General features: G+C 39.4%; 18 protein-coding genes. 7 read left to right on the top strand and 11 right to left on the bottom strand.

What is annotated here, in order from left to right; genetic code table 11:
• The first annotated feature begins 79 nt into the window (after positions 1–79).
• Both PL8927_RS18175 and PL8927_RS18170 read left to right on the top strand, forming a co-directional pair.
• Positions 80–2473 (top strand): DUF1565 domain-containing protein, encoded by a 2394-nt coding sequence (locus PL8927_RS18175; RefSeq protein WP_083624411.1) that lies wholly within the window; start codon positions 80–82, stop codon positions 2471–2473.
• Positions 2474–2688: 215 nt separating this feature from the next.
• Positions 2689–3552 carry an SHOCT domain-containing protein gene (locus PL8927_RS18170; protein WP_083624408.1) on the top strand — a complete coding sequence of 288 codons (864 nt, stop codon included), beginning with the start codon at positions 2689–2691 and terminating at the stop codon, positions 3550–3552.
• Between the two features lie 195 nt (positions 3553–3747).
• On the opposite strand, the gene PL8927_RS18165 is transcribed toward PL8927_RS18170, so the two are convergent.
• Positions 3748–4293 (bottom strand): helix-turn-helix transcriptional regulator, encoded by a 546-nt coding sequence (locus PL8927_RS18165; protein ID WP_083624405.1) that lies wholly within the window; start codon positions 4291–4293, stop codon positions 3748–3750.
• A gap of 3 nt (positions 4294–4296) precedes the next feature.
• Positions 4297–4521 carry a hypothetical protein gene (locus tag PL8927_RS18160; RefSeq protein ID WP_197047467.1) on the bottom strand — a complete coding sequence of 75 codons (225 nt, stop codon included), beginning with the start codon at positions 4519–4521 and terminating at the stop codon, positions 4297–4299.
• A gap of 472 nt (positions 4522–4993) precedes the next feature.
• Here PL8927_RS18160 and PL8927_RS18155 point away from each other — a divergent pair, with 472 nt between their 5' ends.
• From PL8927_RS18155 to PL8927_RS18140, 4 genes are all read left to right on the top strand, one after another.
• Positions 4994–5965, top strand: coding sequence for a carbohydrate kinase family protein (locus PL8927_RS18155; RefSeq protein WP_083624899.1), 972 nt, complete (start codon positions 4994–4996; stop codon positions 5963–5965).
• Between the two features lie 114 nt (positions 5966–6079).
• Positions 6080–6481, top strand: coding sequence for a photosystem II protein Psb27 (psb27, locus tag PL8927_RS18150; protein WP_083624401.1), 402 nt, complete (start codon positions 6080–6082; stop codon positions 6479–6481).
• Between the two features lie 136 nt (positions 6482–6617).
• Positions 6618–8135: a family 10 glycosylhydrolase gene (locus PL8927_RS18145; protein ID WP_083624399.1), complete on the top strand. Its 1518-nt coding sequence runs from the start codon at positions 6618–6620 to the stop codon at positions 8133–8135.
• 88 nt (positions 8136–8223) lie between these two features.
• Positions 8224–9081, top strand: a complete 858-nt coding sequence (locus PL8927_RS18140) for a prohibitin family protein (RefSeq protein ID WP_083624397.1) — start codon at positions 8224–8226, stop codon at positions 9079–9081.
• 3 nt (positions 9082–9084) lie between these two features.
• Here the strand turns inward: PL8927_RS18140 and PL8927_RS18135 are convergent, their stop codons facing one another.
• Both PL8927_RS18135 and PL8927_RS18130 read right to left on the bottom strand, forming a co-directional pair.
• Positions 9085–9465 (bottom strand): DUF5615 family PIN-like protein, encoded by a 381-nt coding sequence (locus tag PL8927_RS18135; RefSeq protein WP_083624395.1) that lies wholly within the window; start codon positions 9463–9465, stop codon positions 9085–9087.
• 11 nt (positions 9466–9476) lie between these two features.
• The gene (locus PL8927_RS18130) at positions 9477–9722 is read right to left on the bottom strand and encodes a DUF433 domain-containing protein (RefSeq protein ID WP_083624393.1); all 246 of its coding nucleotides are present in this window, start codon (positions 9720–9722) and stop codon (positions 9477–9479) included.
• 113 nt (positions 9723–9835) lie between these two features.
• Between PL8927_RS18130 and PL8927_RS18125 the strand changes: the two genes are divergently transcribed.
• The gene (locus PL8927_RS18125) at positions 9836–11776 is read left to right on the top strand and encodes an ABC-F family ATP-binding cassette domain-containing protein (RefSeq protein ID WP_083624390.1); all 1941 of its coding nucleotides are present in this window, start codon (positions 9836–9838) and stop codon (positions 11774–11776) included.
• A 46-nt stretch (positions 11777–11822) separates the two neighbouring features.
• Here PL8927_RS18125 and PL8927_RS18120 read toward each other — a convergent pair whose 3' ends face one another.
• The 7 genes from PL8927_RS18120 to PL8927_RS18090 form a co-directional block, all read right to left on the bottom strand.
• Positions 11823–12128: a hypothetical protein gene (locus PL8927_RS18120; RefSeq protein ID WP_083624386.1), complete on the bottom strand. Its 306-nt coding sequence runs from the start codon at positions 12126–12128 to the stop codon at positions 11823–11825.
• A 233-nt stretch (positions 12129–12361) separates the two neighbouring features.
• Positions 12362–13387, bottom strand: coding sequence for a galactose-1-phosphate uridylyltransferase (gene galT, locus PL8927_RS18115; RefSeq protein WP_083624383.1), 1026 nt, complete (start codon positions 13385–13387; stop codon positions 12362–12364).
• A 39-nt stretch (positions 13388–13426) separates the two neighbouring features.
• A complete protein-coding gene (locus tag PL8927_RS18110) occupies positions 13427–14470 on the bottom strand; it encodes a DUF2891 domain-containing protein (RefSeq protein WP_083624381.1) in 1044 nt (347 codons plus the stop codon).
• Positions 14471–14628: 158 nt separating this feature from the next.
• Positions 14629–15279 (bottom strand): DUF4340 domain-containing protein, encoded by a 651-nt coding sequence (locus PL8927_RS18105; RefSeq protein WP_083624378.1) that lies wholly within the window; start codon positions 15277–15279, stop codon positions 14629–14631.
• Positions 15280–15399: 120 nt separating this feature from the next.
• Entirely contained in the window at positions 15400–17001 is a 1602-nt protein-coding gene (locus PL8927_RS18100; RefSeq protein WP_083624375.1) for a GldG family protein, read from the bottom strand.
• Positions 17002–17141: 140 nt separating this feature from the next.
• On the bottom strand, positions 17142–17942 hold the full coding sequence (locus PL8927_RS18095; RefSeq protein WP_083624373.1) for an ABC transporter permease: 801 nt from the start codon (positions 17940–17942) through the stop codon (positions 17142–17144).
• A gap of 2 nt (positions 17943–17944) precedes the next feature.
• Positions 17945–19030: an ABC transporter ATP-binding protein gene (locus PL8927_RS18090; protein ID WP_083624370.1), complete on the bottom strand. Its 1086-nt coding sequence runs from the start codon at positions 19028–19030 to the stop codon at positions 17945–17947.
• Positions 19031–19224: the final 194 nt, after the last annotated feature.

Raw genomic sequence — 19224 nt, 5'->3', positions numbered from 1 at the left:
TTTTTGACCGAATCCCTAACCCGGTAACTGTAACTGAAGTTTAGAATCAAGTGCAAATGGTTTAATCATTAACACAACTATGGTAACTCTTTACGTTAACCCCGCCACTGGAAACGATTTCAGTTCCGGGGAGTCAAATTCCCCCTTTAAAACCTTAAAAAAAGCCCTGTCTCAAGCCCAGTCGGGAACAACGATTTACCTCGAAGCGGGCACTTATAACAGTTTCAGTGGTGAAGCGTTCCCTCTGAATGTGCCTTCTGGGGTAATTGTTATTGGCAATGAATCAGGGAAAGGCAGTGGGATTTTAATCGAAGGCAATGGACTTTATACCAGTCCCAGTGCGGCCAGTCAAAATATTACTATTTTGATGCAAAATAACGCCCAATTGCGAGGCGTCACCGTCACCAATATTCAAACCAGAGGAACAGGCATTTGGATTGAATCTCAATCTCCGATTATTGCTAACTGTACGTTAACCCGATGCAAACGAGAAGGGGTTTATGCCGTCGGTGCAGGAAATCCTCAAATTCTCAATAGTATTTTTATTCAAAATGAAGGGTATGGGGTTTCTATTGAAGGGGAAATCAAAGGAGAAATTCAAGGCAATACCTTTCAAAATACCGGATATGGTCTTTCCATTAAAGATCAAGCGGCTCCCTTAATTCGAGATAATGCTATTGTAGAAAATCGTTCTGGATTATTAATTGCCGATCACGCTAAACCCATTCTGCGTCAAAACCTCATTGAACGCAATAGCGGCGATGGGGTTGTGATTATGAATCAAGCCACACCCGACTTAGGAACAGTACAAACTCCAGGGGGAAATACAATTCGCAATAATGGCGGTTTTGATATTCAAAATGCCGGAACTGCCAGCTTAACTTCTTTTGGAAATATTATTAGTCCTACTCGCGTTAAAGGAACTCTACAAGTCGTGACTCAAACTGTACCGATGGCTGCATCTGCTACCTTATTTGTTAATTCTGCCACAGGCAATGATTCCGCCACAGGTGGTCAATCTGACCCCTTGAAAACCATTGCTAAAGCGATTAGTCGTGCCCAATCAGGAACCCTGATTCAAGTCGCCCCAGGAAGCTATAACGCAGCCAGTGGGGAAGTATTTCCCTTCATTGTGCCATCGGGAGTTACAATCGTCGGGAACGAAGCCACAAAAGGCAAAGATGTAATGATTGTGGGGAGTGGTACGTTTACCAGTCCCAGTGCAGCGTCTCAGAATATTACGATTTTGATGCAAAATAACTCGACGGTCAAGGGTTTGAGTATCACCAATCAGCAAACGCGAGGAACAGGAATCTGGGCTGAATCCGTTTATTGTACCGTTGCCAGTTGTACTTTATCAAAATCTAAACGAGAAGGGTTATTTGCAACGGGAACAGCTATTCCTGCGGTGCTGAATAGTGATTTTATTGAAAATGTTGGCAATGGTATCGCTTTAGCGGGAAATGCGAAAGGAGAAATTCGGGGGAATAAATTCCAAAATACCGGATATGCGATCGCCGTGCAAGCCTCTGCCGCCCCATTAATTATTGAAAACGAAATTTTAGAAAACCGTTCTGGTCTGGTGTTATCAGGACAATCTAAACCTGTATTACGGAAAAATCAAGTTAAGAAGAATCTCCAAGATGGATTAACCGTAATTGCTGATTCTACCCCGGATATGGGCAACCCTCAAGATAATGGCGGGAATGTGTTTGTTGATAATGGCAAATATGATGTGCAAAATGCCAGTAAATTCACCTTAGTTTCAGTGGGAAATCAAATTAACCCGACTCGGACATTAGGAAGTATTGAATTTAGCGCCAATGAAAGTCCGACTCCCTCCCCCACCCCAACCCCAACTCCTGGCTCCAGTCCCACACCGACTCCGGTTCCTGGGGGGGCAAAATTCAGCGATATTGGTTCTCATTGGGCGAGAGCATTTATTGAACGGTTAGCAGAGATGGGAATTATTAGCGGGTTCCCCGATGGCTCATTTAAACCCGATGCGACCTTAACTCGCGCCCAACACGCCGCGATGTTAATGAAAGCGTTTACACTCACCCCTATTCGAGAAGCCATCGCCTTTACCGATGTTCCGGCGGATTTTTGGGGGAAAGAAGCCATTGATAAGGCAAATCGGGGGGGTTTTCTATCAGGTTATCCTGATAAAACCTTCCGACCCAATCAAAATTTAACTCGGTCTCAAGGGATTGTTTCTTTAGTGAATGGGTTGAAATTAACCGGGGGAACCTCGAATAGTTTAAGTGTTTATACTGACCGTGCTCAAATTCCGGCTTTTGCTGTTAATGCCATGATTACAGCAACGGAATTAAATATGGTTGTTAATTACCCGAAAAAAGAGGTATTTAATCCGTTAAGAGATGTCACCCGTGCGGAAATTGCGGCGATTTTCTATCAAACGTTAGTGGCTGTTAATCGGGCGCAAGCGATTGATTCTCCTTATATTGTTTAATTTCCTCTGGTTCCCTGGTTCTACCTGGGAACCCACTCAGGGAGGCTCTGCCTCCCGTTAACAGCAGGTAGAGTCTGCTAAAAGGCATGGCTAGGTAGAATCTGGCAACAATAAAGCATTAAAGTTAGGAAATGTGTAGCACTGTAATATCATTTAGGGTATCATTGTTGAAGATATGAGGAATTAACCCCAGTAGATCGAGAGGATGTTAAATTATGACAAAGAAAACCTATCGAGATAAAAACTGCGATCTAGATGTCTTAAATAAACAGATCGAATCCTGGTTTTTAGATCAAGGATATGAAGTCCAATCAAATAAAGCTGAAGGCTCTTGGTGCTTACAGGCTCAGAAAACAGAAGGCTGGAGAAAAGCAGTCGGAGCATCTAGAGCTTTTACGATTTTGATTTTGGGACAGCCAAATGACTTTTCTGTTGAAGTCGGAACGGGAGAATGGGCTAGCAACTTAGTGGCTGGTGGAGTTGCCGCCGTGCTGACTGGAGGTGTTAGTATTATTGGGAGCGGATTAGCAACGGGATGGGCTAAAAAGATAGAAGGAGATATCTGGAAATTTATAGAAGAACAGATCATCTTTAAAGCACAGATAAAATCTGAACGAGAAGTTACAATTTTAAAAGAGAAAGAATCTATACAAGAAAAGCTGAAGCAGCTAAAAGATGCTTTCGACCAGGGTTTTATTGATGAAGTAGCCTATCAAGCAAAAAAAATAGAAATCGAAAATAAAGCTCAGGATACCCAAAAGAATAGTGATCTAAATGAGAAATTGCTAAAGCTCAGAAAGGCTTTGGAAACTGGTATTTTAAGTCAGGATGAGTATGAAAACAAAAAAGCTGAATTAATGGCTCAGTCATCCCATGCCGAACTGGATAGTAAACTGTCTCAACTTCGAGCAGCTTTGGCGTCGGGAATTTTGAGTCAAGAGGAGTTTGATCGTAAAGCTGCCCAAATTCAGAAAGAGATTACCTTTGCTGAAAAACTAAAGCAACTAGAAAATGCCAAAAATGCAGGCATTATCACGTCAGAAGAATTTGAGCAAAAGAAAGCAGCATTACTTTCGTAGACATAACGAATTCTGTAAAGACATTTCTCTCGGTATAACTTAGCAATTTTAATGACTGTAGAGACGTTTCTCCCTAGTTCCCAGGTAGAACCTGGGAACCTTGTTCAGGAGGCTCTGCCTCCGATAAACAGCAGGCGGAGCCTGATTAGAGTATTGCTAGGTAGAACTTAGCAACAAGAAAAAAGAAATGAGCAATTAAGCAGAAATTTGGCTAAAAAAATCAATCATTTTTTGCTTTTGTTCAGAATCAACTGTTTCCCACTCCCTAGCAATATTAAAATCTTTATTAACCTTAGATAATTCTAATAAATTCGGCTCAATTCTATTTCGATAATTTTTCTCCTCATATAACCAGTTCAATATATCTGATAAGTGCCAGATCGAAGGAGTTCCCCCATAGATAGGTTTTGGAGATTTTAGTTCATCCTTGCTCATCAAATTACGAATATTTTGCCGGGTACATCCGAGCAATTTAGCAACATCGGTTAAACTAACAAAATCCGGGCTAACTTCAGTTAAAACTGCCTGGGGAATAGCCCGTTTTACATCTCGAATTGCGCTATAAACCGCTTCTGTTGCTGATGGTGATTTTCGTATAAAATTGAGAGCAATTCTTCCTTTTTTCCCAATTCCAATTAAGGCATCATCACAACCTTCTGTTGCTAAAGTCTCTAAATAATTACAGACATTGACCTGAGTATCGGGAAGATTAAAGTTTAAAATAAAATCATATTCTAGCATTTTTTAATTTTCCTCTTCCTCTTGTGCTTGATGATGAACGGTGCAGTTATCAATCACACGACGGATTTGTTTAGCATGATTGCCTGCATTGCTAGGGGTACTCCAAACACTGACAATACAAAATTCTCCACAGCGACAATCGTTGTTATTATAAGGACAGTAAATTTTTCCCCAAGCATGAGATCCACCCACTTCAATACGCCATCCATTTTGTTTAGCATACTTCAAGGCTTTTTCAATATCTGGGTTAGGATGTTTTTTTTAGACATAAAACTTTGAGTTTGTATAAACTATAGTTTATTGTACTCAAATTGTCAAGTGACAACTTCAATCCTGATTTTAATTGGTGTGGAGCAGGTGGGCCTAAATCAATGTAAAGTATTGCTAGGTAAACTTGTTTCTGTAATTCTGAATGGAGCGTTAGCTCAGTATGACAATAGAAAAGATTCTAAAACTTGTTCCTGTCATTCTGAATGCAGCGTTAGCGAAATGAAGAATCTATCAAATACTAATCTGCAAGAAACCAATATCTCTAAGATACTTCGCTTCACTTTGTTACACTTAGTATGACAATAGAAAAATATTGGTCTAGAAACCTGGTTTCTGATCTTAATCGGAAAATGCCAGATGGGGTTTATGGTGCGTGCGCGTTGCTTACGCACCCTACGATAGTTTAGAATGTTTATTATTGTGGAAAATTATGAATAATCCTCAAGTGATTTGTATGGGTGAAATGTTGTTTGATCGGTTATCGAATGAATTAGGACAACCGTTAGAACAGGTTAAATTGTGGACAGATTACCCCGGAGGTGCCCCCGCTAATACCGCTTGTGGATTAGTTAAATTAGGAATTCCGACGGCGTTTATGGGATGTATTGGGGAAGATACACCCGGAGATCAATTAGTGGAATTATTAACGAAAACTGGGGTTAATATTACAGGAGTTCAACGTCATTCTAGCGCACCGACTCGAATTGTTTATGTGGTTAGAGATGAAGGGGGCGATCGCAGTTTTGCTGGATTTGGAGATAGAGATACAAGGGAATTTGCCGATACCTATTTACAAGCTGAACAACTTCCAGAGAATTTATTTAAAACCGCAGAATATTTAGTTTTAGGAACCTTAGAATTAGCGTATCCAGAAAGTCAACAAGCGATTTTAAAAGCTATTCAGTTGGCAAAAAATTATCAGGTTAAAATTTTTATTGATATTAACTGGCGACCCGTGTTTTGGGAAAATCCTGATCAGGCAATTGAACTGATTTTAAATATTGTTCAAAATGCTGATTTTCTGAAATTAACCAATGAAGAAGCAGAATTATTATTTAATACGATAGAACCAGAAGCGATCGCTCAACAGTTACAAATTCAAGGGGTATTTATCACCGCCGGAGAACAAGGTTGTGCCTATTATTTGGCAGGAAATTCAGGAAGAATACCCGCATTTTCTGTGAATGTAGCAGATACAACCGGAGCCGGAGATGGATTTACCGCCGGAATTCTTGATCAATTCTGTACATTAGGATTAGAATCGATTAATTATGCTAAAATAGCTGAAGAAATTGTGAGATTTGCCAGTGCAGTCGGGGCCTTAACGACAACAAAACCCGGTGCTATTGCTGCCCAACCCACCTTAACAGAAGTTGAAACTTTTTTAAAGCCCTATTTGTAATAATCATCCCCCATTGTTAACGGGAAATAGGCAGAAATGAATAAAAATCTATTTTGGTCTGGGGATAGATCCTGATTTTGACTATAATTTTTAATGCCAGTTCTCATCAAGATCATGAAAAAATACATTTCTCGCCTGTTAGCTCTTGTTCTTGTAGCTGCCATTACTTTAGTCGGATGCAGTGGGACTACCACTGGAATGTTGACAGGTAATTATCCTCAAGATACTTTAGCCGTTGTCGATAGCTTAAGAACCGCGATTATGTTACCTGAAGATGCGCCGGACAAAGCAGAAGCCCAAGGCCAAGCGCGTGAGGTGATTAACGAATTTATTGCCCGTTACCGTCGGGATAGTTCGGTGACCTCCCTGAGTTCCTTTACCACGATGCGAACGGCCCTCGATGCCTTAGCAGGTCATTATAGCTCCTACCCCAACCGTCCTATCCCTGATAAGTTAAAACAACGTTTGGCGCAGGAATTTAAACAAGTGGAAATGGCTGTTAACCGAGGAGCGTAATCAGTTATCAGTTATCAGTTATCAGTTATCAGTTATCAGTTATTAGTCAAAAGTCAACCCTCAACACCCTTTTTTCCTACGGATGTCTTTGAGGATGTTGTGAATCATTTAATATAATGAAATCCTGTAAGAATTTATGTTTGGTTTAATGATTCATCAACGCCGTTTTTCTAGCTTCTTATTCAGTTGTTTGATAGGTTTTTCCTTGAATCCCTTGCTATTAGTTTCCTTAGCCCGTTCTCAAACCTTAGCCTATTGTAAATTATCTCCGCAAGCGATCGCACAAAAAGAAAGTTTACGACAAACTGCCTTAACCGGAAATCCTGAAGGGATAAAAAACTATAATACTATTTTAACTCAACACGCCCAACAAATCAATCAATGTCGTCAACGAATTAACCCTAAAAATCAAGCCATTTGGTTAAGATTATATCCCTGTGATACTCGACCCGGAGAAATTGATCGGATTTTAGATAATATTATTAATCGAGGATATAACAAGGTTTATTTAGAAGTATTTTATGATGGTCAAGTCTTATTACCTTCTGGGAAAAATCCTACTGCTTGGCCATCGGCAATGCGATCGCCTGGAATGGAAAACCAAGATTTATTAGCAGAAACCATCCAAAAAGGTAGACAACGGGGCTTAAAAGTTTATGCTTGGATGTTTATGTTAAATTATGGTTATACCTATACCTTAAAACCTGATAAAAATTCAGTTTTGGCGCGCAATGGTAAGGGAGAAACCACCACAACCGCAGTTATTGACCAAACGAAAATAGACGAATATGGGGAAAGTTTCGTCAATCAAGGATTTGTTGATCCCTATCACCCCACTGCTAGACAAGATTATTTAACCTTATTAAATACTATCTTACAACGTCGTCCAGATGGCGTTTTATTTGATTATGTTCGCTATCCTAAAGGGTTAGGAGGAGAGTCCGTTGCTACCAAAGTTAAAGATTTATGGATTTATGGAGAAGCCTCTCAACAAGCCTTTTTAAATCGGGCTAGTAGTCAAAAAGGGAAAGACTTAATGCAGCGTTTTATACAGCAAGGATTTATTACTGAAAATGATGTTAAAGCTGTGAATGAAAAGCATCCCGATGAAAAGGATAAACCCTATTGGCCAGATGAGAAACAATGGAAAACCTTAGCCTCTATTCCCAAAATGGGAGAAACCCTACAATTACAATTATGGCGGCTCAGTGTTGCCCATGCCAGACAGGGGGTTTTAGATTTTTTAGCCCTAGCAACCCAACCTATTCAACGCCAAGGAATTCCTGCGGGAGCAGTGTTTTTTCCTGAAGCAAATCGTAAAATAGGAGGGATGGGTTTTGACTCCAGAATGCAGCCTTGGGATCAATTTTCCTCATCAATTGAATGGCATCCAATGTCCTATGCGGTTTGTGGTCAAGTTAACTGTATTACGGCGCAAGTGCAGCAAGTGATTCAGCAAGCTCTCCCAGGAACTCAAGTTATCCCAGCCTTAGCAGGAGACTGGGGAAAATCGATCAAAAATCGCCCTTCTTTAGAACAACAAATGGTTAATATTTCTGCAACAATTCCTCAAATTAATGCGTTTAGTCATTATGGTTATGATTGGCAGGATTTAGAAGAAACCCGACAACGAAAATTTTGTAAACGATCCTGATCAAGATGATTAACTCTAAAAAATGACTTGTTATAGTTCATATTGGGTAAATCCCGCTATAATGAGTTTATCAATTGGAGTGAACCTTATGAAAAGAGCAGAACCTCAAGCAGGTTTAACAGGTATTATTTTAGGAATTGCCTTAGCAATAGTGGCATTGATTTCAGTCAATTCCTTTGTGATTGTTAACCCTGGCCAAGCGGGAGTATTGAGTATTTTAGGAAAAGCTAAGGATGGGGTATTATTAGAAGGAATTCATTTTAAGCCCCCTTTAGTTTCTAATGTTGACATTTATGATTTAACGGTGCAGAAATTTGAAGTTCCCGCCCAAAGTTCTACTAAAGATTTACAACAATTATCAGCCAGTTTTGCCATTAACTTTAGGCTTGACCCGATACAAGTAGTTAGAATTAGACGAGAACAGGGAACGTTACAAAATGTTGTTTCTAAAGTAGTTGCTCCCCAAACCCAAGAATCTTTTAAAATTGCCGCAGCAAAACGAACGATTGAAGAAGCAATTACTCAACGGGAATTATTGAAATCAGATTTTGATCAAGCCCTAAATGAACGATTAGATAAATATGGAATTATTGTATTAGATACCAGTGTAGTTGATTTGTCATTTTCTCCTGAATTTGCTAAGGCAGTTGAAGAAAAACAAATTGCTGAACAAAGATCAAAACGGGCGGTTTATATTGCCCAGGAAGCAGAACAACAAGCTCAAGCTGATATTAATCGGGCAAAAGGAGCGGCGGAAGCACAACGTTTATTAGCAGAAACTTTGAAAGCAACGGGAGGGCAATTAGTCTTACAAAAAGAAGCGATTGAAGCCTGGAAACAGGGAGGTTCTCAAATGCCAAAAGTGTTAATTATGAATGGAGATAATAAAAGCATGGTTCCGTTTTTATTCAATTTAGGAAATCTGGCAGAAATGAGTTATGAATAACCGTTAGGGTTCAGACTCTTGTGAGGGTTGATATTCCCAAATTTTGTTTTTTTGGATTATCCATAATTTACCTTCTAATTCTGCTTCCTCTAACCCGCTAATTAGGGTATCAATTGCCTTATCCAAATCTTGTGGGGTAGGTTGAGAAGGTAAACGGATAACCACAATTCCTGAATAATTAGAGGGATTATAGCGGAAAGAATTGCTAAACCCTCTATCCAAAGTAATTAAACATCTTTCTTCAAGATGGCAAATTTCAATTAAGCTTAAATCATCCGTTGAACTCAGATTTTGACTTCTGACGGTTTCAACATCATGACCTCCTAAACGTAAGCGTGCTACAACACGAATATTACCTAAGTTTTCATCAAGTTTTGTTTTCATTTTACGACTAATTAGCGAGTTCTAACCGGAATTTCCACATAACAATCACGCGACATTTCAGCGCCATAAGCAATACAAGCTAGAATATCTTCACGTTCTATTCCAGGGTACTCCTCTAAGAGGGATTCAAGGGTAACTCCACTGGCTAAAAAATCTAAGATGAGAGAAACCCAAATTCGATGACCCCGAATGCAGGGTTTTCCAAAACAAATGTTAGGATCAATGGAAATTCGAGACAGTAAACTTGTGGGTGTCATACTTCACCTATTGTGATCCGTTTCAGTTCGACTATTTCATAGTATAATTATACTAGATTTCTGTTAATTAATTGAGTCTGCTGAATTCATCTATTTTAAAACTCTTAAAAATCATGTCTATTTTTACATTACAATCCGTTCAAAAAGAATTTGGAACTAAAGAAATTTTGCGAGAAGCCTCTTTTAGTTTAGATGCGGCGGATAAAGTAGGTTTAATTGGCATTAATGGGTCGGGAAAATCGACCTTATTAAAAATGATTGCGGGACAGGAATCTATTGATGCTGGACAACTGTGGGTTAATCCCAGAGCAAAAGTGATCTATTTACCCCAACAACCTAATTTAGATGAAAATCGTACTGTTTTAGAACAAATTTTTGCTGATAGTGGCGAACAAATGCACTTAATTCAAGAGTATGAAGACCTTTCCCACAAATTAGCAAAACATCCTGAAGATTCCCAACTGTTAACCCGATTTTCCCAGGTGACTCAAAGAATGGATGCGACCAATGCTTGGGAATTGGAAAACCGGGCTAAAATTATTTTAACAAAATTAGGAATTGAAGATTTTGATACTCCGATTCGACAGTTATCTGGGGGATATCGCAAACGAATTGCTTTAGCAACGGCGTTATTAGTTGAACCCGATGTTTTATTAATGGATGAACCCACGAACCATTTAGATGCAATGTCCGTTGAATGGTTACAAGATTATTTAAAAAATTATCGCGGAGCTTTATTATTAATTACCCATGACCGCTATTTTTTAGACCAAGTAACAAATCGGATTGTAGAATTAGACCGAGGGGATTTATTTACATATTCTGGAAATTATTCTTATTATTTAGAAAAGAAAGCGGAAGCGGAGGATATTGCTGTTAGTCAACAGCGCAAACATCGCGGGGTTTTGCGTCGAGAATTAGAATGGTTAAGACGAGGGCCAAAGGCGAGAAGTACAAAACAAAAAGCCCGAATTCAAAGGGTTGAAGGGATGCAAGACCTAGAGTTTAAACAACTCCAGGGAAAAGTTGAAATTTCAACTCCAGGTCGTCGTATTGGGAAGAAAGTTATTGAATTAAATCAGGTGTCTAAATCTTATGATAATCGGGTTTTAATTCAAGATTTCACCTACAGTTTTAATCCCGATGACCGTTTAGGAATTATTGGGGGAAATGGGGTCGGTAAATCAACTTTATTGGATATGATTACAGGTCGAATTCAACCGGATTCAGGATTATTAGAAATTGGGTCAACCATTCATATCGGTTATTTTGACCAACATTCAGAAGATTTGTTAGCGGCGATGAATGAAAATCAGCGTGTGATTGATTATTTAAAAGAAGTGGCAGAATATGTTAAAACAGCAGATGGAACCCAGATTACCGCCTCTCAAATGTTAGAACGGTTTTTGTTTCCTCCTAATCAACAATATGCGCCCTTAAATAAACTTTCAGGAGGCGAAAAACGACGGTTATTTTTATTACGAGTATTAATGAGTGCGCCCAATGTATTGATTTTAGATGAACCGACCAATGATTTAGATGTACAAACCCTATCGGTTTTAGAAGATTATTTAGAGGATTTTAATGGTTGTGTAATTGTAGTTTCCCATGACCGCTATTTTTTAGACCGGACAGTAGAAACGATTTTTTCCTTTGAAGCTGGGGGAGTTTTACGACAATATCCGGGGAATTATTCGGTTTATTTAGATTATAAAAAAGCGGAGGAGTTAGAGTTAAGTCGTCAAACGGTGAAAGCCGAAGAAAAAACCACTGCTTTGGGTATAGATTCGGATAAGTCTCAACGGTATTCTTGGGATAAAAGCGGACAACGGAAATTATCGTCTAAAGAACGGCGAGAATATGAAAAGTTAGAGACAAAAATTGCTGAGTTAGAAGCGAAGAAAATCGACTTAGAACAACAATTATATTACGCACCTCCGGGGGCGGTGTCTAAAGTTCAAGACTTACATCACCAGGTAGAAATGATTACCCAAGAGATTGATAATGCTACAGAACGGTGGTTAGAATTAGCGGAAATTGCCTCTTCTAATTAACAAAAGGTAGAGATGATTTTAATCACCTCTACTGCTAGAAATTAAGCTATAAACGACTTTGTTCGATAGGTGGGGGATTGAGATTTGTCTCAATGGCTTGGGGTTGACTCGCCACCCGAATTAATCCAATTAATAACACAAGAATAACGCCCATCAATGGCCAGAATGAATCTTCTGAAGATTTCTGTTTAAGAGTAACTGGTTTTTCTCCAATGTCTCGAATATCATATTCATTCCCCCCACAGGTTTGACAAAACATCACATTTTTGTTGTAGGGATGGGGAAGAAAGTCGCAAGGAAGTTTCTGAAGACTTTCGTTATCTTTATAGGGACAATTCACTTTATGAGTCATGCTGACCTCCCTGTCTGTGGGATAGTTAAAGAGTATTCCGGGTTAAGGGAATACAGCCTTTTTTAAAACTTTATTTTTATAATTTAGCACCTATTTTTTGAAAAAGCCTCTATGAAAAGAGGGAAATTAAGCTTCTATCTATAGACCTATAACCTGGGATTTTTTCTATCTTATTATAGAGTTAATTTTAAATTTGGAAGGCTGGAAAATTAAGCGTTTGTGGAAAATAAACTTTAATGTTTGTCTAAACTAGAATCAGGAGGAATTTCAATTGAACGTAAAAATTCAGCACTTTCTTCCGGTAAAGCCGTATTAATATACATTCCACTTCCCAGTTCAAACCCGGCGGATAAAGAGACTCTGGGAATTAAAGCAATATACCAATGGGAATAATCAGTGCGTTGTTCTGCGGTGGGAATGGAACGAATTGTATAGTTATAATCGGGATTATTTAACCCATAGTAAAGTTTGGCGAGGACAGTTTTTAAGGTTTTAGCTAAATCTAAAATTTCTACTTCGGTAATTTCATCAAAGGAGGAAGTATGACGACGGGGAAAAATCCAAGTATGGAAGGGGGAAAGAGCCGCATAAGGAATAAAAGCAACAAAATGTTCACTGGTAAAAATAATGCGTTCTTTTGCTTGCAATTCCTCTGCTAAAGTTCGACAAAAAATACATTCTCCGGTATCATCATAATAGCGAATCGCTTCCCGTGCGCGGTCACGCCATTGATAGGGAACAATGGGAATGGCGGCAATTTGTGAGTGAGGATGTTCTAAAGAAGTTCCTGCACCTCGACCATGATTTTTAAAGATAATAACAGTTTCCACGCGAGAATCTTGGCGAATATCAATATAACGTTTGCGATACACACGAATAATATTTGCTAAATCTTGGACGTTCATTAATGCCATTGTTAAATCATGGCGAGGGTGTTCAATGACAACTTCATGAAATCCAAACCCTGATAAAGCTCTAAAAATACCTTCGGTTTCTCGGACTCGTTCACCTTCAGGAGATAAGGCGGGATATTTATTAGAAACAACACGGACTCGCCATTCTAAATCATCCGATAACCGTAACAGTTCTCGACCTCCGGTTAACAGTTCATTTCCTGGACAAAAAGGGCAATTAGAACGATAATGAGGAATAGGAATAAGCGATGTTTCAATCTTAGAAAATTCATCAGGTCGTTTAGCTCGTTCAGTCGCAATAATCACCCAATCTCTTGTAATTAGATTCTGTCTAAGTTCAGTCATGGCACATAAGATTTAATGAGTCTAGTAAAATCAGAATTGTCAATAATTTTTGAGAGTTAGTCCTCGTTTTGTTCCTAAATAAACAGCAAAACTTCCTAACCAATGACTTCCTCCATAAAAATTGCCCGACACAGGATTTAAACCCACTTGGCGATGAAGATTTGCCACCACTTCTAAGGCGGGAATTCGGTTATCCCCTGGAGATAAACCTGAGATAATCCCGTCTAACATCCACGCCCGACTCAAGTTTAACCCATCAAAATGCGATTGTCCGTAATCTTCAGGATTATTAACTGTAATTGGATGAAACCCATCAATTTTAAATTCTTGAGGAAGTTTGGGTAAAAAAATAGTTAACCATTCTGCAAATTCAGACGCCGGAAGCACCCGTCGCATTAAATCAGCTTCTGCTAAACAAGGGGAGAGAAAATCATAACCCAAGGGTTCACAATGGAGAGAATAATTGTAATCCTGATGATAAAATTTTCGAGCTTTATATTCAATTTCATCTAATAACTGTTGATAATGAGTAATTTTTGCCCAATCCCAAATTAATCCTAAAGCAAAAGCGGTTTGATTGTGTAATCCTGTACGATTAGGATAGGATAGTGTTAATAACCAGTTGTGGAGATTATTGATAACAATGGTTTGTAAGGGGTGTAAATCTTCTAATAAGTCTTGAGCTTGTTCATCTTCCCATTCCGTGAGTTCTGCCATCAATTGTAAGAACCAAGCTAACCCATAGGGACATTCAAATCGAGGTTGAGATTGTAAGAATTTCGTTTCAGCCTTAATATTTTTAGGGGTGAGATTTTGATTAAAAATTTCCCTAGCAGAGGAGACAAAATCGGCTTCTGGAAAGTAGCGAATTAACCGAGTTAACATCCAATGATTATGAACCGCAGAATGCCAATCTAAACAGCCATAAAAGGCAGGATTTAGTTGTCGATGGGGAATTAAATCGGCATCACTTTCTAACCAGTAGCAATGAACATGAGGATATTCTTGAAAAACACATTGTAAGCCAAACTGAGCAAATCGACTGGCGACTTCCACTGAAAAGGTTTCAGGTTCTAAATTCACGGTGTTTAAAGTTGATTTTTTTTATAATTAAGTTCTATTTTAACATAGGCTATACTTGAAATCAGCAAGCGATCGCTATCTAATAACTCTAGCTAATTAGGGTTGTGAGCCAATTCATTATTCTAAGAGTGCGTAGAGCTATAGCTTTCAGCTAATTATTAGGGTGTTGCTGATGGAGTTGGAGTTGGAGTTTGTTTAGGCTGTTCGGGAGGTTCTGGGGGAAGTTTCCACTCCTCCAGAGGACGGTTCATCGCGGATAAAATATCACCAGAAATGACTAAAACCGTCACCTCTTTTGCTGAGGGTTGGGGGGAGTTAATTTGAGCATATAAAGACTCTCCGCGAAAATCTTTTTTCCCGAAGCGTAATTGATAAGTTGTATTATTTTTGAGTTTGACTTCTATTTTATCCGTTACCGTATCTAACCCATAATCCTTAAGTTTATCCAGTGAAACGGTTAACTTCTGAATTCCCGAATTAGGATCAGAGGGAATACTTTGATTTTTCAATAATTCCATCAACAGATAATCCACCGAAGCCGGATTTGCTAAAAATGGCGTTGGTGCTATAATTTTCCAAGGAGATTGTTTTAACTCATCCGCATTAGTTACTCGTTCCACTGTAATCGTTTGTTGAGGAGTTGTCACCGTAAAAGATTGAATCTCATCCTTACCAAAGGAGAAAATTTGCTGTTGTTTGGCTTGAATTTCTTGCTGTTGTGTTTTTCCCTGAATTTCAAACACATAAACAAACCCCGCCAAACCCAAGGCTAAACTCATTAAAATTAAGGTTGAACGTTGAAATTTCATAAACTGTAGTTAAATTACGAATTACGAATTACGAATTATAAATTCGTAATTCTTCTTAATAAACCCGCCCGTCAACTGTCAACTGTCAACTGTCAACTGTCAACCGTCAACCGTCAACAATTACCTCCTTTTCCACCATAAAAACACAGCCATTCCAAACCCAAATAGAGGTAAAACCACTAACCCTAACCAACTGAGAGTTTGTCCTAAAGTTGGAGTAATTGCTAGGCGGCGACTGGTGGGTAATTTAGGACGAATAGATAAAGTTTCTTGGTCAGAATGACTCAACCAACTGACAGAATTGAGAAACACATCTCCATTCAATTGTTGACCAAACCATCCATTAGTGGCAAATTGTGAATTTCCAAATACCACTAACCGGGCTTCCGGTTTCTCTGGGGTCGGTGAGGGTTTATTATCTGAATTCTCGGCTGTTTTCCCCGTGCGAGCTAACGCTACCCCCAAGGAGAGGGGGCCCTGTCGGTCTACGCCGGGGTTAAGCTGAAGTTCAGGACTTTTGAGGTCACTTTCCGCCCAGGTTTGATCATTTGTCCAAATTAACGGACTTTCGGTTATCCCATCCAGGGTGCGACTTTCAACGGGACTGGAATAGGGATAAATTGAAATTCCATTACCAAAATCTTGAGTAATTGGATGTTGACCATATTCTCGCACAATCGGAACTGTCGGCCCTAACCCCACTAAACGGCCACTTCCTGACCCATCAATAGCCAGACGAGTATCAACTTTTATTCCCCATTTTTCTAATAAATTATCTAAACCATGATTTGTTTGCGGGTCTAATAGGAATAGAACCCCACCTCCTTGCTCTAAATAGGTTTCTATAGCTTTAACTTCCCCCTCAAACAATTTACGTTGAGGACTAGCAACAATAATTACATCTGCATCCGTTGGAACAGCCGTTTGTTCTGCTAAATTCAACGGTTCTGCGATAAAGTTCTTTTCTTTTAAACTCTTTAACGCTTCTGATAATCCTCCTTGTCCTTCGTTTAAAGGCCGTTCTCCATGACCTTGCAGAAAATACACTTTGGGGGCGCGGTTACTGACTAACTGTTGCAGATTATTCGTTAGTTTTAATTCCGTTAACGGTTCTAACGATTCTTTCCGCAGCCGTTGTCGTTTGTCTCCCAACTCTAAATAAACTTCTCCAAATTCTTTTACCCCAAATTGTTGAGCGACTCCCGGTTTAGCTTGGGGGTCTACAAATTCATATTGAAAATTTTGACCCCCAATGCGTTCATAGTCCGCTAATAATTCTTGGGTTTGAGGATTTTCTCCTCGGTCAAAAACCCAAACTTTCACAGGTTGTTTGAAGGTTTTGACTAAGGTTTGGGTTTGGGGAGATAAAGTAAATTGTTGATTTTCGGTTAAATCAATTCTGAGGTTATTTCTAATCGCAATAAAATTAATCAATCCTAAAATAATCAAGACTGATATCGTAGAGGCGAAAGCATTTGTTCCCGCTTGGGTAGAACGGCGGCTCCAATAGGGAGTTTGAGAGGAATTCTGGGGTTTAAAATAAGCTTGAAATAAAAACCATAACCCTAAAACCACAACTCCTGTAATGATTAAAATTAAGGGGATGGGTTCCCAACTTCCCATAACAATACCCGCCGATAACCCCATCACGATTAAACAGGGGCCAAGCCAAAATAGGAGTTTAAGGAATTGACGATTGATTCTAAATTGGGTTTTTGTCATATAGCAGGGAACAGGGAACAGGGAACAGGGAACAGGAAGGAAAAGAGTTAACCGTCTAGGTTTGAGTATCAATCTATGTCCTAACTGCCAGGAGCGGTTGCTATAAATCAATTAGGAGTGATCAGGATTAATAGTTCCTCTTAAGACCGTTGGAAACGTAAGGCATCAATAGATTGGGCGGTTAGAAATATCCCTAAAACAATATAAGTGGCTAACATAACCATACTACTACTATCAAAAATTCCTCGAATAAAATTGGTATAACTGGAAATCAGAGATAACTGTTTTAAGGCTTCTCCTAAAATTCCCCCCACACCACTCCCAATTAAATCAATTAACCACAGAAATAAAATTAGAGCAAAGGTAAACACCGCCGATAAAATTGTACTATCGGTTAGGGAAGAAATAAACATTCCCAAGGATAAAACCCCCGCCGCAAATAGAATTAATCCTAGATGAGCGAGGAAAAATACTTCGGGAGAAAGGGGAGGATTAGAAACACTCAAGGCTAAGGCTTGTAATCCCATCAATGGTAAAATCATCGTGAAATAAAACGTTAGTACCCCTAATAATTTCCCCGTTGCGACCGCCCAATTTGTGAGGGGAGAAGTCGCTAACAGTTCCAAAGTTCCCCGTTTGCGTTCTTCCGAATATAACCCCATCGACAACATCGGTAATATAAATAAAGATAACGTTCCAATCAAACGCAAATAGACTTGTAAAAATTCGTAGGGTAAATCAATCGGCGGGTCAGTCATTCCCATTTGATCTCGGTAAGCAACTTGCTGAATTAACCCCTCTGGCCCTAATAAAAGCGCAATAAAAAAGTATCCGGTAATCAGCCAAAAGACTCCCGCAATTGAGTATGCTAAGGGAGAGGCAAAATATCCCTGTAACTCCTTACGATAAATTGCCAGAATATTGTTCAGAATCATTAACATAATTATTGATCCTCCTGGTCAGATTTTAAGTTTTCGGCTGGAGAGTCAGTCACTTCTATACTTTCAGATTCCTGATTCTCAGGTTCTGAAGTTATCTCTTCTTCTATTTCAGTATTTATTATCAACTCCGAGTCGGTTTGCGGAGCCGGGTTTTGGGTTGTTAACTCTAAAAATACATCTTCTAAACTCGCACGAGTGCGCCGCAGTTCATACACGTTTAAATCCGATGCTATTAACCGCGCTAAAATTTCAGGAGCCGGTTCTTGATCGGGTTCACAACTCAACCGCAACCAATGGCGATTAGAATCAACCGAAGTTTTTAATTGTTCTACGGCTTTCACCCCGAATATCTGATTTAACGTGACCAATGTTTCCGCCGTGATTTCTCCTTCGACTTCTACTTCATATCCCGACCCCCCTGTTAACTCTTCCATCAGGGTTTCCGGTGTCCCCGTTGCCACAATTTGACCGCGATTAATAATCGCCACTTGGCTACAAGTCATACTAACTTCCGGTAAAATATGCGTTGACAACACTACCGTATGACTTCCCGCTAAACTTTTAATTAAATTCCGCACTTCAATAATTTGTCGGGGGTCTAAGCCAACGGTAGGTTCATCTAATACAATGACAGGGGGATCATGAACAATCGCTTGAGCAATTCCGACCCGTTGACGGTAGCCCTTCGATAATTTCCGAATTAAAGATTTTCGTCGTTCTAATAATCCGCATTTTGCCATTGCTGTTTCAACATTGGTTTGGCGATCGCCTGCGACAACTTGTTTAATCTGTGCCACAAAATGCAAATATCCTTCAACAGTCATATCAGGATACAACGGCGGATTTTCGGGTAAATATCCAATTCGTTGTCGCACATCCATTGATTGTTCATGCACATCAAACCCGGCAATTCTTGCAGTTCCACTCGTTGCCGGAAGATAGGCTGATAAAATTCTCAGGGTGGTTGTTTTTCCCGCCCCATTAGGCCCTAAAAATCCCAAAATTGCCCCCGGTTCCACCGCAAAGGAAACATCCCGCAGAGCTACAGTAGAACCGTAGGTTTTACACAACTTTTCGACTTCAATCATGCTAACCAATAGAGCAACGTCTCTTACTTTAGCTTGAAACGGGCATTCTCAAAACCTATAGCGCAAGGGAACAGGGAACAGGGAACAGGGAACAGTAAGAAGTGAAAGGGTTTCAGGATTTAGAAATGTTCTAACTGTAATGCGTAGCGCTATATTATTTTTAAACAGTATAATCTCCCCTGCTTCCAGGGTTA

The organism is Planktothrix serta PCC 8927 (assembly GCF_900010725.2).
Lineage (GTDB): Bacteria > Cyanobacteriota > Cyanobacteriia > Cyanobacteriales > Microcoleaceae > Planktothrix > Planktothrix serta.
Note: the sequence above shows the minus strand (reverse complement) of the source record. Positions and strands in the feature narration are given on the sequence as shown.